This window comes from Singulisphaera acidiphila DSM 18658, assembly GCF_000242455.2.
GTDB lineage: Bacteria > Planctomycetota > Planctomycetia > Isosphaerales > Isosphaeraceae > Singulisphaera > Singulisphaera acidiphila.
This window is the reverse complement of record NC_019892.1, coordinates 2,066,698-2,084,446: the sequence shown is the minus strand read 5'-3', so window position 1 is coordinate 2,084,446 and position 17,749 is coordinate 2,066,698. Positions and strand designations below refer to the sequence as shown.

The following is a 17,749-nucleotide window of genomic DNA, read 5'->3' as shown; positions in this document are numbered from 1 at the left end:
GACCAGGCGGGGTCAGGATGGCCAACTGATAACCGAGCACATCACTCCTGATCAACTCAAGGTGATCGCTCTCAACAGTGACGGCCGGTCAAGTCGTGGGGAGCTCGGGATGGTCTTCATCGGCCACAGCGACCCGAAACTTCCTGAGATCGAGCAACCTCCCCTCGCCGGTTTCATGCGGAACTATCGCATGGGAGTGTACGGCGATGGGAAGCCGGTCATTCTCGCGGACCTTTATATCAAACGCGAGTTTCAGGATCTCGTGTCCGAGTTCCCACGTCGTTCCGTCGAAATCTTCCGGAAAACAACCCCGCACGGGTTTATCGATTCTCTGGCCTTGCTCAAGCGTGCTCCTGAGCGGGACCTCGGCCTCGTCACGTATTCCAAGACCGATGAAATTGAGCGCGTTGAATGCGATTGTCACGATCAACACTGCTGCAACCCGCGAAACTCAATCGCCGTTGGGCTTCAAGACCTGGCAACCCAAAAGAGAGGGGGCAACATGGCACTTCGTAACGTAGAAAATTACATTCGGTCTCGCGCGTCTCGCACAGGAACTTCCCCTAAGACAACCGTAACGCCTACCACTCGTTACGCCGGGCTGTCGAGCCGATTGGCCAACATCGCGGCCGAACAGAAGGCCACGCAGGCCGCCACGCGAGCGGAACAAGCCCGCATCGCTTCCTTGAATAGTCGGTTAGATCGTGTTGACACGATGCTCAAGGAAAGTCGCGACAGGGCCGCACAGCAGGCTCGGAAGCCCGTGCTCGAAGAACTGGCCGAGCGGTACTCAGTACCCGACGATCAGATCGAACGGTATTCGCGGATTGGCAGCGATACGGCGTTCCAGGACGCGATCGACGACGCGAAAGAGCAATACGCCACGCGGCCTACCCCAGCTGGACGGCCCTTCTCGGACCCGCTCGCCGAACTGGGAGAGCCTCTGGATACCCGCGAGATCGATCGGTACATCAAGACAAACAAGATCGAGGTCCAGTCACTCGAGGACGCCACCCGAGCCGTTGAGGGGTATATCGCTGCTCGGAAGGTCGGGAAGATCCGGAAGTGATCGCGGACTCGTCACCCTCTCTTTTGGGTTGCTGAATTCACACCCGAATACAGAAGTATAGCCATGTCTGATTTAAGGGATGTTTTACAGGATCTCCGCGACACTCTCAGGAAATTCGCCCAATCCATAACCCAGCCGGCCGTTACATCTCAGACCGGCGGCACTCCCTCTGCCGGGGGATCGGCGGCCGGCGCGGCGGTATCGCTCTTTGGTTCCACCAGCATCCAAACGATCAAGACGCTGTTTCCGGCTTTCAGCAAGTTCAATCGCGAATTATCCCTGGCGGCCAAGGCCCTCCAAGGCATCCAGACCGGGGCCAAAAAAGCGGCAAAGATGACGCCGGCCGAGCGGGTCGAAATCTCAGACTCCAAGAAGAAGGTTCAACGGGCTGTCGCTCAGGCTCGTGAGGCCGGGGCCAAATCCGGGGCCGCCTTCAGGGACATCGGCAAGGCTCGAGAGGCCGTCACGAAGGCGACCGAATCCGCTCGCAAGGCAGGCAGGCAGGCCGGTGTCTCGTTCCGCAACCTTGGGGCCGCGCGTCAGGCATTCCAGGACGCCCAGTCGGCCGAACATCGCGCCAAACGCCAAGAGGTCAGGGCGGCGGCAAATGTGGCAAGGCATAGGCGAGCTCAAACTCCGTTGAAACAGCAGAGGATTGCCCGGAAACAACTCCAATTGGCTCGTCAGAAAAACCGATCGGCCGCAGCCAAGGTCGCAGCGGCGGCGTCCAAGGTCGCCAGTGCCGGTAACAACTATCAGGCGGCACGTGCGGCGGCCCGCACGGCGGGGCAAGCAGCACGGAACGCGGCGGCGGGAGTCGGGGCAGCCGGCCAACGCTACCAGCGTGCCAGGCAGGTCGCACGTGGATTCGGTCAGAATGCGGCGGCGGCTCGCGCTGGGGCTAAGCAGGTGGCAGCCAAAGTCGGGACGGCTATTGCGGCACGGTCGGCGGCCGGTGGCTCTGGAGCGGCCATCGGGGCATTCGCTTCCAAACTCAATGTTGTCACAGCAGGGTTATCAATCGCCGCTACGGCTACGAGATACTTCGCCGAGAGCGTCAACGAAGGCAATCGCTCCCTCGGCAACTACAGCGGCAAGATCGCCGGTGCCTTCGCTCAACTCCAGATGGGTGATTTTCGACGCAACTTCAATATGGCGAGCCACACGGACGCCAGTGCGGCCGCGCTGGCTGACGCCGTAAATGCAATGCGAGACAGCATGCAGATTATCAATATCCAGGCAAATCAAATCAAGAACAACTTTGCGAGAGTTGCGGCGAACATCGCAGGTGGCTTTGGCGACGTCGGTGGCTGGATTATCAACAAACTTCGCGCCGCCGCAGGAGCAGCCCCCATCAAGCCCGACGAAAAAGATCCACACGGATGGGGCGGATGGGGCGGATTTGTTGGCGAAATCCGCAAGGGCACCCTTCCTCCCTTGAGTGGGCCTGAAGTCTTCTTCGGTCGCGGTCCTGGTATGCAGCGGGGACCATTCCCTGGCTTGAGACAACCGCGCGGAGGATGGAGAAATTAAGCGACGGCGCTCGCTGCGAGGCCCAGAGGAGAGTAGACCAGTCCTGTGACGAATGATTGCGATTTCGCAAACCATTTTATTTGAGACCACATCATGACCCAGCACATCTCCGAATTCTTGCCGCGATACATCGTTGTCTCGTTCCCCATCCGTTCTGCATCAGAATCAGCCGACCAGACTGCCACGCCGGCCACCGAATTCTGCGATCGGCGTGTCTGCCTGGCTGAAGCCGGTCACGTCGGAGCGGGATTCGCGCCGGCACGGCACTTCCAGCGTCCCGAGGAAGCCATCTTCGATGGAACTCCGGGCCACGCGGCGAGCGATCCGCTCAACCGGGAGGAACTGGACGCTATAGCGTTGGAGACGGCGCGCAACTACATCGATTGGGTCAAGTTCTCACGACAGGAGACGGCCGGCGAGGGTCAACCCAACGACAACCCCGGGGACGGCTTCTTTTACCGATACGCGGATCCGAGCCGAGCCCTAGACCTCACCGAGGCTCCCTATCTCGACGCGGAGAATCCGGCACCGCTCTGCACGTTCATCGGGCCGCCGGAGATCCGTGGGGCGGATGGAAGAATCCTCCAGGCAACGCAATTCGCACTGGAGTTCGTGAGCGGCCGCCACGTGGTTCACTATGTGGGAATGTCCAAGGTGGAATGCCATGGCGCGTGATCTTGGGTCGGTAATGCCAGCACGCGTAACCGTACGGTTCCAGACGCGCCGTTGCAACGGCGCGGTTTCTGACTCGGTCCCGCCGTGGTACGTCAAGACGGTCAACTTGGCAGACGTTCTGCCCGATGTCGGAGCCGGGTTCAACGGCGAAAAGCTTTTCCACGATGCCGCCTTGGCCTTGTTTAACGTGGGCGGTACGGTCCCGACCAATCAAACTGCCCTCGATAATCTCGCTACCCAGATCGCCAAGGATTACTACTCCTGGAAGCAGATCTCATTCGACGAGGTCTATCCGGAGATTATCGCTCCTGAAGTCGACGGCCTCACGGATCTCATCGTCATCAGCTACCAGATCGATCAGGTCTGGACTCGGCGACTGTCGGCCCCATTCAACGCGCAACCAGAAGAACTAGCCCACCAAGACCCGGCGAATAGCGGATGCGCCGACTCGACCGGCGTGACCGTGACCAAGACACCCTGCGGCGAGTTCTATGGGCCGCCGGCGGTCTGTCTCAGCGGCAAACCGAACCTGACACGCTACAAACTCTGCTTGTTGGACGGTCGCCTTGATATTACTTATGTATCCACTGATATCGTACAATAAAAATATTAAGAGGCTTGTCGTCGATTCTGCCCAGCAAGGTCATGGTCGTCTACCGTACCAGGCGGTGCAACGGCCAGCCCAGCGATATGGTTCCCGCCATCTACAAAAAGGTCGTCACTCTGGAAGAATCAGGCTGGACCGGGGCCGGAAACGGCGTACAAGGCTTCGATGGGACGAAGGTACTGCATGACACGGTCATCGCCCTGTTCGACGTGGGCGGGACGCCTCCGACAAACCAGGCCGCCTTGGACGCCCTCGCGGTTCAGCTTGCCGCCGACCATTACAACTGGCTCTCGGTGTCATTCGACGAGGCCTTCCCGGAGATCATCGCGCCAGTCGTGGACGGTCTGACGGATCTCATCGTCTTCAGCTACCAGATCGATCAGGTCTCAACGCGGCGACTGTCGGCCCCTTACAACGCTCAACCGGAAGAATTCTGCCACCACGATCTGGCAAATTCCTCATGCAAAGACAATTTAACGGCCACGCCCACCCCGATCATCACGCAGAAAGACCCCGGAACATTCGAACATTACGGGCCGCTCGCCACTTCTTCGAGCGGCAACCTGATCCTGCCTGTTTTCCTCTCGAAGCTCCAAGGCGGCCTATTGGTCCAGAAGTACTCGCGCACGGATACTCTGGCGTGCGGATGCACGTGCAACTGGACCTTCGTCGTGCGCGACAGTTGCAGCGGCGCTCTGTTGCCCGGTTCTCGGGTCTCGGTCTCCCAAGGCGGGATCGAGATCGCGCACTGCACGACCATAGGGCAAATCGCCAGCGTCACCCGAGGAGCGACCGGAAGCAACTTCACCAGTGTCCCCACAGTCACCATCGCGGGGTCCGGGTCCGGCGCAACAGCGATTGCCGATATGCAACTCGGGAGCCTTGCCCGAACCTCAGGCGGTTCGGGTTACAACAACGGCACCTTCACCGGAACTTTCACCGGGGGCGGCCCTGGTAGTGGTGCGACCTTCACGTTCACGGTCTCGGGTGGCGTGGTCCAACCGCCACTCGCCATCGTCACTCAAGGATCCGGCTACACCTCCCTCCCGACTCCCGACTTCAGCGCCGCTGGTCCGGGCTCTGGCGCGGCGGCAACAGTCAGGCTCAACGTGCGGGCGCTCGTGTTGATGGAATCCGGAACCGGCTACCTGTCTGCAATAGTCGGGATCACTGGAGGGGGTGGAACCGGGGCTACGGGTACGGCCACGGTCGCGGCCCGATGCACCCTCGACGTCCCGTCCGGCACCTACGACGTGACTGTCACCCCGCCGGAGGACTTGGGATACACGGCCTACTCAGGATCGCTCTCGCATGCCTGCGGACAGACAACAACGATCGCTATCGATGTCGACAACGACCATATTTGTACCGGCACTTGCGGGTACGGCTGCCGGATCCTTCCCAAGACAGCCTATCTCACTTGGACAACCGATGATGGATTCGACCAGGTTGATTTCATGGGCAATCCCATCTTCAGAGTCAAATATCCCAGCGCGACCCTAACGGTCGGGCCGCCGTTCCCACAGTACGGGAACAACCCTGCGTACTACAGCGAGCCGTTCGATCTTGACGTTGGCCCGGCGACTCCGAACGGCCCACACCAACACCTGACAGCCCGGTATGTGATTTCCTGCCTTGGTCCTTATGTTAACTGGATCTATCAAAACGACGACGGGAGTTGGAGCGATAGAACCAATTACGCTGGTGGACCCGGAACCTCTACCTCGCCCGGAAACGTCACCTGCTCTCCATTCCGTGTCGTCGGCGGCATCGGGGATTCTGTGTCGATTGGCGTGCCCGGCCGCGACTGGGCCTATACACGCTGGACCTATTCCGGATGATCCACGTCACCACAGACCATTGCGAAGCGTGCCCGGTCGCCGAAGGCCTGCCCTGCTATCGCGATCCGGGCACGTGCCAGCGCGTGGCCCAACCGGGACAAGAGGCGTTCCGAGAGACCATCGCTCGGCATGGGAAGATCCTGGCAGCACAAGCCGTTCTGGCAACCCAGTCGATGGGTGGGGTTCAGCCAGTCACGCTCGAACGAGTCAGCAGTCCAACCCGTCCAACCGTCGCCGCATCCACGGTCCTGATCGCCAGGATCAAAGCATGTCCGCACTGGCAAGCCTCGTCAGAGTGTGGCTGCGGCGTTAACCGCTGCGCGGCTGGGAAGGGCCGAGATGGTAAGGTGAGCCACCAGGACTGCTTCGAGTGCCTTCAGGAAGCGAGGGTTGCCGACGATGAGCAGGCATGAATTCACCCTGATCGTCGCGCGGGCCGATGGTGGCGAATTTGGCCTCGAGGCCGCCTCCGACGCTCTTTTCGAGGCGGGATGCGACGATGCTCTGGTTGGGATCCGTTGTGGCGTACCCTAACTGGACTTCACCCGAGAGGCCGATTCGTTCGGCGAGGCTGTGGCCTCTGCGACTGCCGATGTGGCTCGATCCGGTGCCGGGCTGATTGTGGCCCGGATCGAGCCTGAAGAGCGTGGGTGATCTGTGGCTCTGTTCCAGGATCAAGGCAGCCGAAGAGTATCAGGACGCCCAATTTGCGATCTGCCCCAGGGGGGCCAATCCGGGACTACTCGTCCTTGGCCAGCACCAATGCGGCCGAGAATATCTGCTGTTGCTGGAACACGTCATGGTCATCGAACCAGTAGCACATGGCCTCTTGGTTAACCAAAATGCCTCCAACGGACATCCTCGGACCGCCGGTCTTCAATTGGACGATATCGCCAGCCTTGATGGCCATGAACATTTCTCCGCTACGATGGATATGAAATTGAAGTCTACCCTTCGCTTCAGTCTATCACGGTTTCCTGGTTCGTCGAATCATTGACTCGACTTCGGGGTTGGCGTTCGTGTAGGTGATAATTGAGTCCAGATGTTCCTTTTCCCACACTCGGAACGCCTCGTCGGCGAATCCCTGCCCCACGGACTCGAGGTCGGAAAAGTCCAGGGTAAGCCTGACGGGAGTTCTCACGCTCCCCAGTAATTGCTTCGCCTCGGAGCGAGCCATGGGCACCTTGCCGGCGGTCAGCGAGGCCAACTTGAGCGTCACCACGAAGGGTGGGGCAAACTCGAAGACGATCCGCCCGTGATCGTCGGTTTGATTGGTGGATTTGTAGTCAGCGTGATAGGGCCAAGGCGGAAAGTACGCTTCGGCTGTGATCTCTTTGGGCTCCACCATGTGCCATTGGTAGAACATTGCGGCACTGCCTGTTCCGGCATCTCCGGAACTGGACTCGCAGGATCCGCTCCGGGTGAACCCCAGCATGTCAGGGAGTCTGTCGTTGGCAGAGTTGGAGTTGACCGTATGGCCGTCGAAGGGGCCATCTCTGAGGATGAGGATTGGCAAGAATATGGTCCTTGAAATGAGGTCCCAAGAGCAGTTGTGACTGTCATTCCATCCACCGCTCTACCTTGCGCTCTTCGCTGCCTTCCGAACATATTCAGCCCACTCGGGCTTGCGGACCTCGAGTGCCAACATGAAGAGTTTATCAGCGAGCGAGGACTGCCAAGTACGATTCGTCCTGGCTACTCTTCTGGCGTACGCCGTGATCTGGCCCAAGACCTCACCTGTCGTTCCCTCGTCTTCTTCGGCGATCCGACAGAACCCTGCAGTTATCAAGGGCGGAAGCTCGGGTCCATGGATGAAGTATCGCAGGATTTCCATGAATCCGGGGTCACGAAGGATCGCGAAACCTTCCACCCCATTACGCTCAAATGCGTCTTTTCGAGATTTGCCGTAGCCACCAATATTCAATTCTGGCTCGAAAAAATAGTCGATCCGGTGTTGTGGCACTGCCCTTCGGGTAAGCAGGGACTCGGCCAACTCTCCAACCCGCTCAAAATTCCGGATTCGGGTCTCATGCTCCTGGTCCATCAGAAGACCCATATTCCAGATGATCGAATCGTAAAGGGCCTGCTCGCCGTCCAGGAGCTGGACGATGGCAATTTCAACCATTCGATGCTCCGTTAGAATGCCCGGCGTGAGCGGTGATTGGCCGTCGGTTTCCAAATTCGGTTGGGAACGATCGAACCAGAATCGCTCGCGATCGGGAGGATCGCTTGATGCAAGTGTACACCGTCCTGGCGAGATGTCGAATACAATGACATAATCTCAAAGCATTCGACAATGGTTTCAATGCGACAGACGGAAGCAGAGGGACGACGGACGGGCAACGGGGGAAGTGAGGTTCCAACCGGCCGCTGGCTAACCTGTTGCCAGATAACCGGACAACGAAAACACCGCAACCCCTCCTTTTTGGGTTGCCAAACTCATTCGCCGTTGGGCTTGGGGAGGGGGGGGGAGATGGGAGGTTAGAGTCTGAAAGGGAAGTGAGAGGAAGGCGGGATTATATTTGTGGGATCAATAGGTCGGGACTGCGTCCCGAACCCGCGATGGCCAGGGGGGGGATAGCGACGGACGATGAGGAGCGATAAACGATGAGAAGCGATAGACGATGACGGGCAACTTGGGGAAATGATGGAGATGGACGTGAACGAGATCTGACCGGTTGTCGCAACCCCTTCTTTTTGGGTTGCCGTGGGGTTCGATTCGATCCGTCGAAGTTAGGAGCCGGTCGCGAGCGAGTGAAGCCAGTCGCCCCGGTGAGAGCCGATGCGTTGTCGTGCGGGGTTCGGAGGTTCGCTCGGCGACTTGGAGGGGCGGTGGACCCCGTGTTGGCGTGAGGCGCATGGGAACGCCCCGGGTGGGCCGGGGCGTAATTTGCAAGAACGGAGACAGAACTTACTCAAGAGTTGACCTTGCGTGGTGGCCTCTTCTTGCAAATATTCTGAGGCAAATCAGTGGTTTTTGGTTCTCTAACCTTGGTCGAAATGACATTGAGGAGCCGCTCGCCCCAATGTTCAGGGGATAGATTAATTTCGTCCATGAACCTGCATGCCATTGGTGACGGCGCCCGAAGGCCCTGCTCCCAGGAGCGAATCGTTTTGACGTCAACGCCAAGGAACTTCGCAAAGAGAGGTTGGCTGGCCTTCAACAGAGCCCGAGTCTTCTTGACGTCCTCTGGATTGTAGGAACGCGGCTGGAGTTTGAGTTCTACCGTGCGAATAGTGAACTTCTCTTCGATCGGCTCTCCCGAGGCGATCGCGTCGCTGAAGTCACTCAGCGCACCGATAATCTCAAGATCCGCTGCGGAGAAATCCGCTTCCTTCTTCATGTGATCGTCCCGTCTCTCAGCTGGCGTTCGATCTTCCGTATAAAATCCGAGATCACTTCTTTACCAGCAGCAGTCAAATTGTCTTGCTCGCCCTTCGCGAAAACGGTCGCGAGCAACACGATACTGAAATCCTCGAAAAAAACATAGCAAACACGGTTTGCCCCGCTTTTCCCCTGGTTGGCCTCATGGCCAGCAAACCGAATCTTGCGTAAACCATTGGTAGCCTCCATGACGGGATATTGCTTGGGCCCAAGCATGATTGCAATTTCGAGGCTTCTCAAATCGTCATCACTCAGGCCGATTTTCGTCCACTTTTTCTCGAATGCCATTCCATGGACAAATCGCAGCCAATCCTCTGGCTGAAAAACGTGTGAAGGATAAGCAAGCGTACGCTGTTCTTTTTTGTGCATCATCCGTGCCCAGGATCGCAAATTTTACCGGAAAGCCTGATCTTCAAGGCGATGATTGCGAGCAACTAAGAGGGATCCCATCCGACGTCGAATGGCGGCTTTCGTATGAGGCATGGTACGACTCAGTGGTACGGCAGTCAAGCGGTTCCCACTGCCTTCAATCGGTTTTTCCAAAGCGGCCCTTAAACAATTCTCAGTTGGCACGGCTTCGTTTGGGAGTTAGAACTCCTTTGGCTGCATAAACTTAAGATCTCAAGAACGGCGATTCACGACGACTTTCCGCAAACTAGTCCACCACCTTCACCACCGCCTTCTGCACCCAGATCCCCCGCCGCCTCAGCCCAGCATTGGCCGGGAGCCCATGCCCACGGGATGCCGGTCCGGTTGCCAACGAATCCGATGCCCACCCTTACTCTGGCCAAGCAGGGAACCTAAAGCCGTCTTACCCCCACAACCTGTCGATGGTCAACTGGATCAAAATTCACGACAGGGGAAGTGGAGCGACTGGTTCGTCGCCCTCACGACTCCTCAGCCGCATCCCCGATCCGGATGACCTCCCGGCAACGGCAGACCCACTCCCCCTCGCCCCCGACCTTGCGGACCTCGAGCCGGAAGAGTTGGGCTGGGCCTCGTCGGGGTAGGCCGAGCACGAGCGACTACCACCGAGGCCGTCGATGCGCTTTGCGAGCTCGGTCTTGGTCACACTGATCCGGACCTCAGCCAGGAGAGCTTTGAGGCTTACGTGAAGTCCAAGCTCGTTCGATACCCTCCAGGACTTCCTCGTTAACGGTGTCCAGGCCCCGTCCGTTGTTGGCCAGAATGAACCGGGCCGCCTCAACGACGACCTCGCGTTGCTCGGCTGTGAAGCCGTCGAGCCGTTCTGGCGGGTATTCCAAACCCGCCAGAACGGCATCGGCCGTGTCGCTCCCAGGCTCGTTGACTGCCGCGCGGAGCCAGGCCGGCAGGACTGCCAGATATTCCGCCGGCCCAAGCAAGGGAAGAACGTCAGCCTGGTTGCGGACGAACTCAGCCTCGATATCCGGCCACGCGACTCCGGCAAGTTCCTTTCGCAACCACTGGACCTCTGGGAGACCGCCCGTTACTCCTGACGCCTCGATAGGCCTTGGTGGGAAGGCGACCAATAGGCCCTCCAGGATCGCGTCACGAGCCGCGATGTCCAGGGGATGAGCGGACACAGGGTAAACCCGTTCCTCTCGACGCTGAATGGACCTCGGGGGTCGTGAGAAGGCCCGCAACCACGCCAGCCAGGCCATAGCGATCACTGGTTGCCTTCACCTTCCTCATCCTGGAGCTGGCCCGTGCCTCGGCAAAAGGGACAGTGCTTATAGAAGCTCAAAAATCCGCCGTCGGGCCTGAGCTTCTGAATCCTCCCTGGATCGCTCGACGGGCCGAGCTGGACGCAGCGGCAGTCGTGGCCGAAGAATAGCTCCATGCCTGGGGCGAGGTTCAAGGTCATCGGTTGGGCGTTGATGGCAGACTGTTTGACAAACTCAGGCCAGAGAGGGTGGTGTCCACAGAACGAGTTGATCTCTTTGGGGGTAGAAACTGGATTCAGATGACAGATGCCTTGGCCTTCGCCATCAAGAACAAGGCACAGGCAGGTTCCACACGTTGGGCGATTCAAATGATCCTCGGGGTAAGAGTAGTAGCAACCCAAAAAGGAGGGGCAACAGCGTTTGTCGCTCATGCCTGCCCATCGGCTTCCTCAGTCTTTAACGTGTCCAGATCCTTTGCACTTTGAACACATTTTATCGATGGAAACCCATCCTCCATCCGGCCGCTCAAAACACACTCGATCCGAGGAATCATTATGACCTAAATCAATACAAGAACACGTGAAGCCCCACACGGGCAAATTTTCGTCCATCTTCGGGGGCCGCGTTCGCCGAATCTGGGGACGGGTCGGCTCGGTTTTGGGCAGGGTTGGTTGTTGGTTGCTCTCGACCTCATGTGGCCAGAACCACGAACTGCAAGCATTCGGATGATACGGGATGTCTTGGATGATCCTGCTAAACTTGCCGCCCACGTCTTCTTTCAGGTCGACGGTTCGCCGATCGGCGTTGAGAACCTTGACGACCTCAGCCGTGACCGTCTTGCCGGTCTCAAGTCGAAGCATCACGCTCGCGCCTACAAAGGGCGCCCAAGGCAAGGCTGGTTGCTGGTCATCTTGTTTCGGATTTTTGATGTAGTGCATAAGATGCAATTACGAGTGAATGTGAATTTCCGGGCCACGCGGCGAGCGGAGCAACCCCCAAAAAGGGGGGGGGCGGAATTGTCAAGTTTGATTGGACTGCCCCGGCCTCAGAGGCTTGGGTCGCTGGTTCTTTAACTTGAACGGCCTGTTCCGCTCGTCGGACTTCTCGTTGGCCCAATGTTTTTTAATCCGTTCGCGAAACTTGGCCGTTCCTTTCAATCGGGAACGCGTCAGTTCGTGAAGCCAGGACCGAAGCGCGGTGCCACACGACTCGCAAAGCGACAACCTCAACTTGACCTCCTCTTTTTCCGCCGTCGTCGCCACGATTAATCGAGTGTTCAGACCCTCACGCAAACGACAACGAATGCAGTATCGGGACATTGTGAATCACCATGAAATTCACTGTGTACGACATGTCGAATTAATTTGGCCTTCGGCCAAAGTGGATTGCCAGGAAGGAAAGGGGTCGCCGGAACCTGCCTTCACGGTTTCTTCCCTTTCCTCGGTTTTGACGTCGGCTTCTCGGGAGTCGTGGGCTTCGTCGTCGCTGGAGCCGTGGGAGTCGTTGGTTTGCCTCCTCTGGGCCTCGCGGCGAGCGTCGTGAGCGGCTCTGACGTGGGCGTCGTAGACGGCTTCACGATGGGGCTTCCCAGAGGCGGGGGTTTCACAAACACGCTCGCAGGCCGTTCGAGCTTGGGATGCTTTTCGCCGAGAAACAGCCTGAGCTCATATGAGCACTGTCGGCACAGTGTGTGGACAACCGGAACAACCAGATTTTCGACATTGGTAACGATTTCGATCTTAGTGACGAGATCCTTCAACGATCCGCAACGATAACAGTGTGCCATTTCGATTAAGTCCCCGTGAGAGTGAGCGCTGGTGGTGTAGAACGCCTGGACTTCGCTTTCTTCACCTGGGCCTTCTGCTCGATCTGATCGACCGTGGCTTTGAGTTGGATCGCTCTTGCCCGGAGAAGGTCGAGATTCTTCAGGCTCAACTGGTACAACTTCTCTGATCTCATCCGTCGTCTATCAAGAAAATCACATTCCTGAATTGCACCGTACTGGAGAGCATCGAGGCTTTTGATTGACTGGATATCGAATATGTGCATGCTCATCCAGTGCAGGACGATCCGTTGGATCAGGAGCATCTCGATGACGGTCTGTCCGGGACGATCGAGAGAAGATCCAACCCTCTGAGCCTCGTGCCTGATCGCAGCCCGCTGAGAGGGATCAGCGACACGTTTCAGCAGGGCCGCGATAACCTCCTCGTGTAAGTCGCCACCGAGACTCCGGGCCGCATCTCCAGTCTTATCTTCAAGGAGGAGTCGCCGGGCCTGTTCCTCTTTAAGCGAACTGAAAAACTCGGAGGTTGATGGTTTTGGTTTTCTCATCACCAGCCGCCATTCGTAGTTGTGCCAAACGAGACCGGCCTCGTTCATGGCTTTCCTGAAAAGAGTCTCTATTTGTTTGTGATAAGTGAGAATTCTGGTTTCGAGACGGTTCGATTCGGCGCGAGCCTCGCCTCGATCCTTCCTGGCGGATTCCCTCGCAGCGCGGCGAGCGGCAATCATCTCCGCGTGCTCAGTGGCCGCTTGCTCGCCCTGAGAACCGCCGCCCGCGTAGAAACGAACCAACCGGCGGCCCTCGCGATAACCGCGATAGAAGTACAGGCGGTTCCCTCTGCGTTCGTATGACATTGTTGAACAATCTCTTTCGGGTTCCCCCAACTCAGACGCCGTTGGGCATGGGAGGAAAGGCAAGAGGCACTCGCCGTCCCTCTCCTCCTTTCCGGGCTCCACGGCGAGTGAGGCGAGTGGGGAACTCGGCCCGCAACCCAAAAAGGAGGGGCGGGCCGATCGCAAGCCCAACGGCGCCTGAGTTAGCCCATCTGGAATACGGACGCGGCCCCTTCCTGAGCGGCGCGAAGGCACTCGAGGCATCCGGTGTGACGTTTGCCAAAAAACTCAGCGAATGGCACGGGGAACTTGGTGGACTTGCCGCAAATCGGACATGGAACCTTGTTTCTGGGATGGTCTTCAATGCGGATGGCCTCGAACGGCTGGCCTATCGCAACCTCGTCGATGAAGGCCCAACGAATCGGCCGATCGGTTCCATGCTCGATCGGACTGTTTGGGGCAACCCCGGCCGGGTCGTGCGCGAAGTCCTTCTCGGGAAACCTGGGCGGAGTGTCGCGTTCAAAGACCTTGAGGCGGACTTTGTCCGGCGCGAGAACCGCAGTCACAACTGCACGCCGTGATTCCAGCTTCTCTCGGAAAATATCCATATCCAAAGTGTCTTCGAGATATGTAACGATCTGGCCGACTTCGGGCACCCGCTGGCCATTGGCTTGGGCTGCCGCGATTGGATCGAGCCTTGCCGTAACCTGGGGACGCACCTCTCCAGGCCAGTGCCAGGTTCCAGGAGTGCCGTCGGGATCGTGCTCGACACCCTGGACGACCTCTGGAGGCTGGCCAACCACGTATGAGACAAGGTCAACGACGCCGTTGCCGAAGGTTGCACAGACCATGGCTTCTTGACGACCGAACCTCACTATCGAGCCGGGTTCGGGTCGCCGGTCGGTGGGTGACGCTACGATAGTCGTGGGGCCAGGAATCGTCTTCATGCCGGACGGCGACTGAGTTTCGGGACGGTCGTTATCGTCGTCGGCCGCTCGTTTCTCGGCTTCCCGGGCGAGGTGCTCATTGAAGTCTTTCTGGGCACGACTACGGATGTCGTCCTCGTTGACGACATCGGCGTTGCCGGCCTTGGCAACCTCGCTGTTCTCGACAGCCGTGATCGGGTTGTCGCCGATGGCGATCGCATCAGTGGAGCCATCGGTGGTTTCGCTATCTTCGATGGTTCCATCCTTGACGAGGTCGTTCTCTGGTTTCGGGACGACCATATTCATCCGCTTTGCTGCCATGATAGAAACCTTTTGGTTTGATGAATTTGGTGGATTTAGTGGATTTGAAATTACTAAAAAAAATCTATACGTCTGCGACGGCCAATTTACTGAGTGTAACCACTCCCCGATTTAATGACCATAGGTTCACTGTGGCTTGGCTCGATTCCGTGGACCGCCAAACTGGCCTTCATCCGCTTGCTCATCACCTGCATCGGGAGGTGCATCGTAGCCCATGCGTCGAGATCGCCGAGCCAAGGTTCGTCTTCCTTGGCCATCCTGAAGTGCACGACCGGGAGGCGAGCCGGGTCGCGGGCCTCGGGGATTGAGGTGATGTAGACCGAGACCTCGACATTATCGTATGCCGACACGACGGCGTTCGCGGCATTGAACGCGTTGGAAATACCCTGGGTGACCAACTCGCGGAAGATCAACTCTTTGAGGGATTCTTTGGTGCCCATTTCATTTCTCCGGTGGGATCGAGTTAGGATCCAAACCACAAATCGAAATTACTTGACGCGTTGACTGATACCGATTTATTTCATAAATGGGCGGATGGCCTGGTTTTTCGATGGTTGCTACAACGTTCTAAAACGCTCTGAGGCGATTCGTGCACTCTGGAAGGTCCGATCTATCCGCCCGACCGTTGGAAACGTTGTGAACGATTTTCTGAGGGCATTCCTGATTGTTTCTGTGAGACTCAAGTCATCAGTCGGGGCTATCGCCCCGAACCCGGGATGGCCAGGGGGGGGTGTGGCGGATCGATTTTCATTAAATGCAATCATGGATGTGCTCCCTCGTGATTCGCCAACCGCCCCGCATGGAGACCCGCTCGACCAATCCGAGTCCCGCCAAGGCCCCCAACCGCCTACGAATCCGCCGTTCGTCAAGCCCGGTCGCCTTACTGATATCAATAGGGTATGCCGATACGTTGCTAACGGACACGAGCGCTACGGAGCTATATTGGGGGGAGCCGTTAGTCCCTCTCTCTTTTCCCCCGCCAACCCCCTTATCTCTCTTTTTCAGTAAGGGTTCCGTAGCGCTCGTGTCCGTTAGCCCCAACTCTATGAGGGCCTTAATGATGGATCGATCAATTTCATCGAGTGGATCGGGGGTCTTTTCGGCCGGCAATCCTAGTTCGAGATCCGTGAAAACGACCGCCGGACGGCCTAGCCGGGCCAGGAATTGGAGCAGGAGACCTTTGGCGGTCGCCTGATGAGCCTGATGCCAATCGGGATCGCGATATCCCATTCGCCCGTCGAACCGAAGGCCCCAGTCGCCTCCCGAGAGGATTGCGGCAGCCCGGCCCGTCTGTCTCAGTCGACGCTCAATGGTATCCGGTGATACCCCTGGGAATCCCAGCACGACAACTTGGCCATCAACGTCAAAGTCGTCGAACCACGAGCGAAGTCTTAACCGTGGGGCCTCGCCGAGTTTCGCGAGGTTGGCCTTGCTGGCGACGACAACCAGAGGTTCGCTCTCGCAAGCCGCGAGCCGATCTCGGATAATACCGGCCAATGCACTCGCCCGGCACTTATTGGTGACGCTCCGGTTCACCTGGACGCCCTCGATTCGCGTGGGCGGCCCCTCGATCTGAACCACCGCCCTCCCGATCGCGTCAGACAGCTCGGCGGCATCCGTAGTCGGATCCGCGATCAGGGTCGCGCACCCCAATTGACGAGGATGCCATGTGCCAATTAGAAGTATGGATTCGCGTTTCTTCCTTGGGACCTGTACCACGAAAGACTGGAGGTCGCCGGAAACCGCTGAGGTGATAAGCCTTACGATCTCGCCTGATGGCCGAAATTCCTTCGATTTGAAGACTCCAAGGAGGCTCATTGGCCAGAAATTTTGGTCCCTCTGGGGGGTCGGCATGGACACGTCAACCGACTCCCCAGACTGGACTTGACTCTTCAGCCGGCGGGCGAATTTGCTGGCTGCAATCAAAAACTCTTTTCCACGATCATTATTTTTGAACATCGCATTGGTGGAACCTTTGTTTGCAGATTCGGCGATCATATCGAGATCTTTAAGAAGCTTTTCAACAATGGGTATCGTCGCCTTTACAGGAACAAGTACGTCCAACGAGTTGACCCCAGCGAGGATCAAGAGTTCCCTGTCGGCTGTTGCTTTCGTTAAACTCGTGTAAATCGCACGCTGCTCCGTCATGATGCTATGTTTGGCGGATTGAGCGAGTCCATGTCCGCGAAGGTATCCGCACGGCGTCTTTCGATCGTCGCACCGACCGCACACGGCTCTCGGGGTGATGCCGAGGCTGATTGCCTGGTTAATCTCCCCGACCTTTGAGCACGTGGTATCATCTCGCTGGGAATAAGCCGCCGCGTCCAGCCCCATCGAGAAATAGTAGAGCTGATAGAGACGAGCCTCGTCGTGGTTGCGGACGATTGTGAGCGATGTCTTCGCCCCAGACCTTCCGATCGCGAGGGCACAGCGATCCATTCGTTCATGGTCCGAGCACGGCCGAGAATCGACGGATGTCCCCCCTTGGCGGATCGCATGGAGCCAGTTCTCCAGTGGGATCGGGGACGTTTTTAGAGAATCCAATATAATTAACCAATGTAAATGTGCGTCAAAATCCTGGATCAGGAGTGCATGATTTTTAGCGAGTTGACTTTCGAGAGGATCAAGAGTTCCTTGCCTTCATTTGCCTCGTGGATACTCATCTCGATGACACGCTGCTCCGTCATAATGCTATGTTTGGCGGAGACCGCACGCTTGAATCGAAGGAGATCGTCACACGATTTCCAGGATTCGCACTTGTCGCAGGAAGTCCTCTCCATGATCTCGCTCGTGGCCTCCCTCGGAGGGGTGAGGCCGTAGGAATCCATGGTTTCGATCTTGGCGACCTTGGAGCATGCAGTCATGCCCCACTCGGGATAGGCGGCTGCGTCCAGGCCCATCTTCTGATAGATTGCCTCGTACTTGATCGCCTCTTGGTAGTCACGCACAACCGTGAGTGACGACGCCTTTCCGGACTTGCGGATCGCGAGGGCACTTCGCAATCGTAACTCGTCATCGGAGTGCGGCCGCGAATCGAGAGATACTCCCCCGGCGCGGATCGCATCGGCCCAACTATTGTCGGGCACCGAGGACATCTTTGGATCTCGTATCAAGTCAAAACACCTTAAAA

Annotated in this window: 22 protein-coding genes; 7 read left to right on the top strand and 15 right to left on the bottom strand. The window is 57.8% G+C overall.

The annotated features are described in order from the left end of the window. Positions 1-88: 88 nt before the first annotated feature. On the bottom strand, positions 89-430 hold the full coding sequence (locus SINAC_RS39720) for a hypothetical protein (RefSeq protein ID WP_154673617.1): 342 nt from the start codon (positions 428-430) through the stop codon (positions 89-91). 183 nt (positions 431-613) lie between these two features. Between SINAC_RS39720 and SINAC_RS39715 the strand changes: the two genes are divergently transcribed. From SINAC_RS39715 to SINAC_RS41510, 7 genes are all read left to right on the top strand, one after another. After that, positions 614-1,069: a hypothetical protein gene (locus SINAC_RS39715; RefSeq protein ID WP_154673618.1), complete on the top strand. Its 456-nt coding sequence runs from the start codon at positions 614-616 to the stop codon at positions 1,067-1,069. Positions 1,070-1,132: 63 nt separating this feature from the next. Next, positions 1,133-2,602, top strand: coding sequence for a hypothetical protein (locus SINAC_RS08125; protein ID WP_015245206.1), 1,470 nt, complete (start codon positions 1,133-1,135; stop codon positions 2,600-2,602). A 93-nt stretch (positions 2,603-2,695) separates the two neighbouring features. Further along, entirely contained in the window at positions 2,696-3,277 is a 582-nt protein-coding gene (locus SINAC_RS08120) for a hypothetical protein (protein ID WP_015245205.1), read from the top strand. After that, a complete protein-coding gene (locus tag SINAC_RS08115) occupies positions 3,267-3,881 on the top strand; it encodes a hypothetical protein (protein ID WP_015245204.1) in 615 nt (204 codons plus the stop codon). Before SINAC_RS08120 ends, SINAC_RS08115 begins: the two co-directional genes overlap by 11 nt. Positions 3,882-3,895: 14 nt before the next feature. Continuing rightward, positions 3,896-5,725: a hypothetical protein gene (locus SINAC_RS08110; RefSeq protein ID WP_020465689.1), complete on the top strand. Its 1,830-nt coding sequence runs from the start codon at positions 3,896-3,898 to the stop codon at positions 5,723-5,725. Continuing rightward, on the top strand, positions 5,722-6,138 hold the full coding sequence (locus SINAC_RS08105; RefSeq protein WP_015245202.1) for a hypothetical protein: 417 nt from the start codon (positions 5,722-5,724) through the stop codon (positions 6,136-6,138). Before SINAC_RS08110 ends, SINAC_RS08105 begins: the two co-directional genes overlap by 4 nt. Continuing rightward, positions 6,125-6,259, top strand: coding sequence for a hypothetical protein (locus SINAC_RS41510; RefSeq protein ID WP_015245201.1), 135 nt, complete (start codon positions 6,125-6,127; stop codon positions 6,257-6,259). The genes SINAC_RS08105 and SINAC_RS41510 overlap by 14 nt, the downstream gene beginning before the upstream one ends. 205 nt (positions 6,260-6,464) lie before the next feature. On the opposite strand, the gene SINAC_RS38665 is transcribed toward SINAC_RS41510, so the two are convergent. The 14 genes from SINAC_RS38665 to SINAC_RS08040 all read right to left on the bottom strand — a co-directional run bounded on the left by SINAC_RS38665 (position 6,465) and on the right by SINAC_RS08040 (position 17,714). Continuing rightward, positions 6,465-6,635, bottom strand: coding sequence for a YodC family protein (locus tag SINAC_RS38665; RefSeq protein WP_015245200.1), 171 nt, complete (start codon positions 6,633-6,635; stop codon positions 6,465-6,467). A gap of 57 nt (positions 6,636-6,692) precedes the next feature. After that, a complete protein-coding gene (locus tag SINAC_RS08100) occupies positions 6,693-7,241 on the bottom strand; it encodes an STAS-like domain-containing protein (RefSeq protein WP_015245199.1) in 549 nt (182 codons plus the stop codon). A 60-nt stretch (positions 7,242-7,301) separates the two neighbouring features. Continuing rightward, positions 7,302-7,850 (bottom strand): hypothetical protein, encoded by a 549-nt coding sequence (locus tag SINAC_RS08095; RefSeq protein ID WP_015245198.1) that lies wholly within the window; start codon positions 7,848-7,850, stop codon positions 7,302-7,304. A gap of 790 nt (positions 7,851-8,640) precedes the next feature. Beyond that, on the bottom strand, positions 8,641-9,069 hold the full coding sequence (locus SINAC_RS08090; protein WP_015245197.1) for a helix-turn-helix domain-containing protein: 429 nt from the start codon (positions 9,067-9,069) through the stop codon (positions 8,641-8,643). After that, the gene (locus tag SINAC_RS08085) at positions 9,066-9,482 is read right to left on the bottom strand and encodes a hypothetical protein (protein ID WP_015245196.1); all 417 of its coding nucleotides are present in this window, start codon (positions 9,480-9,482) and stop codon (positions 9,066-9,068) included. The genes SINAC_RS08090 and SINAC_RS08085 overlap by 4 nt, the downstream gene beginning before the upstream one ends. A 515-nt stretch (positions 9,483-9,997) precedes the next feature. Continuing rightward, entirely contained in the window at positions 9,998-10,129 is a 132-nt protein-coding gene (locus SINAC_RS41505) for a hypothetical protein (RefSeq protein WP_261339273.1), read from the bottom strand. A gap of 66 nt (positions 10,130-10,195) precedes the next feature. Beyond that, on the bottom strand, positions 10,196-10,675 hold the full coding sequence (locus SINAC_RS08075) for a hypothetical protein (RefSeq protein WP_154673619.1): 480 nt from the start codon (positions 10,673-10,675) through the stop codon (positions 10,196-10,198). 83 nt (positions 10,676-10,758) lie between these two features. Continuing rightward, positions 10,759-10,956, bottom strand: a complete 198-nt coding sequence (locus tag SINAC_RS41125; protein ID WP_244884934.1) for a hypothetical protein — start codon at positions 10,954-10,956, stop codon at positions 10,759-10,761. A 249-nt stretch (positions 10,957-11,205) separates the two neighbouring features. Continuing rightward, positions 11,206-11,694 carry a hypothetical protein gene (locus tag SINAC_RS39710; RefSeq protein ID WP_154673620.1) on the bottom strand — a complete coding sequence of 163 codons (489 nt, stop codon included), beginning with the start codon at positions 11,692-11,694 and terminating at the stop codon, positions 11,206-11,208. Positions 11,695-12,547: 853 nt separating this feature from the next. Next, positions 12,548-13,393: a hypothetical protein gene (locus tag SINAC_RS08060; RefSeq protein ID WP_015245191.1), complete on the bottom strand. Its 846-nt coding sequence runs from the start codon at positions 13,391-13,393 to the stop codon at positions 12,548-12,550. 182 nt (positions 13,394-13,575) lie between these two features. Continuing rightward, on the bottom strand, positions 13,576-14,619 hold the full coding sequence (locus SINAC_RS08055) for a hypothetical protein (RefSeq protein WP_015245190.1): 1,044 nt from the start codon (positions 14,617-14,619) through the stop codon (positions 13,576-13,578). A gap of 86 nt (positions 14,620-14,705) precedes the next feature. Further along, positions 14,706-15,059: a hypothetical protein gene (locus tag SINAC_RS08050; protein ID WP_015245189.1), complete on the bottom strand. Its 354-nt coding sequence runs from the start codon at positions 15,057-15,059 to the stop codon at positions 14,706-14,708. 310 nt (positions 15,060-15,369) lie between these two features. Continuing rightward, entirely contained in the window at positions 15,370-17,058 is a 1,689-nt protein-coding gene (locus tag SINAC_RS08045; protein ID WP_015245188.1) for a hypothetical protein, read from the bottom strand. A 143-nt stretch (positions 17,059-17,201) separates the two neighbouring features. Beyond that, on the bottom strand, positions 17,202-17,714 hold the full coding sequence (locus SINAC_RS08040; protein WP_015245187.1) for a hypothetical protein: 513 nt from the start codon (positions 17,712-17,714) through the stop codon (positions 17,202-17,204). Between the last annotated feature and the right edge of the window lie 35 nt (positions 17,715-17,749).

Coding starts and splice junctions, on each gene's coding strand:
- SINAC_RS08120 (WP_015245205.1), top strand. CDS start 2,696: ATGACCCAGCACATCTCCGAATTCTTGCCGCGATACATCGTTGTCTCG.
- SINAC_RS08115 (WP_015245204.1), top strand. CDS start 3,267: ATGGCGCGTGATCTTGGGTCGGTAATGCCAGCACGCGTAACCGTACGG.
- SINAC_RS08090 (WP_015245197.1), bottom strand. CDS start 9,069: ATGAAGAAGGAAGCGGATTTCTCCGCAGCGGATCTTGAGATTATCGGT.
- SINAC_RS08125 (WP_015245206.1), top strand. CDS start 1,133: ATGTCTGATTTAAGGGATGTTTTACAGGATCTCCGCGACACTCTCAGG.
- SINAC_RS41510 (WP_015245201.1), top strand. CDS start 6,125: ATGAGCAGGCATGAATTCACCCTGATCGTCGCGCGGGCCGATGGTGGC.
- SINAC_RS08040 (WP_015245187.1), bottom strand. CDS start 17,714: ATGTCCTCGGTGCCCGACAATAGTTGGGCCGATGCGATCCGCGCCGGG.
- SINAC_RS08050 (WP_015245189.1), bottom strand. CDS start 15,059: ATGGGCACCAAAGAATCCCTCAAAGAGTTGATCTTCCGCGAGTTGGTC.
- SINAC_RS08085 (WP_015245196.1), bottom strand. CDS start 9,482: ATGATGCACAAAAAAGAACAGCGTACGCTTGCTTATCCTTCACACGTT.
- SINAC_RS41125 (WP_244884934.1), bottom strand. CDS start 10,956: ATGACCTTGAACCTCGCCCCAGGCATGGAGCTATTCTTCGGCCACGAC.
- SINAC_RS08055 (WP_015245190.1), bottom strand. CDS start 14,619: ATGGCAGCAAAGCGGATGAATATGGTCGTCCCGAAACCAGAGAACGAC.
- SINAC_RS38665 (WP_015245200.1), bottom strand. CDS start 6,635: ATGGCCATCAAGGCTGGCGATATCGTCCAATTGAAGACCGGCGGTCCG.
- SINAC_RS08105 (WP_015245202.1), top strand. CDS start 5,722: ATGATCCACGTCACCACAGACCATTGCGAAGCGTGCCCGGTCGCCGAA.
- SINAC_RS08045 (WP_015245188.1), bottom strand. CDS start 17,058: ATGGATCGCTGTGCCCTCGCGATCGGAAGGTCTGGGGCGAAGACATCG.
- SINAC_RS39710 (WP_154673620.1), bottom strand. CDS start 11,694: ATGCACTACATCAAAAATCCGAAACAAGATGACCAGCAACCAGCCTTG.
- SINAC_RS08060 (WP_015245191.1), bottom strand. CDS start 13,393: ATGTCATACGAACGCAGAGGGAACCGCCTGTACTTCTATCGCGGTTAT.
- SINAC_RS08095 (WP_015245198.1), bottom strand. CDS start 7,850: ATGGTTGAAATTGCCATCGTCCAGCTCCTGGACGGCGAGCAGGCCCTT.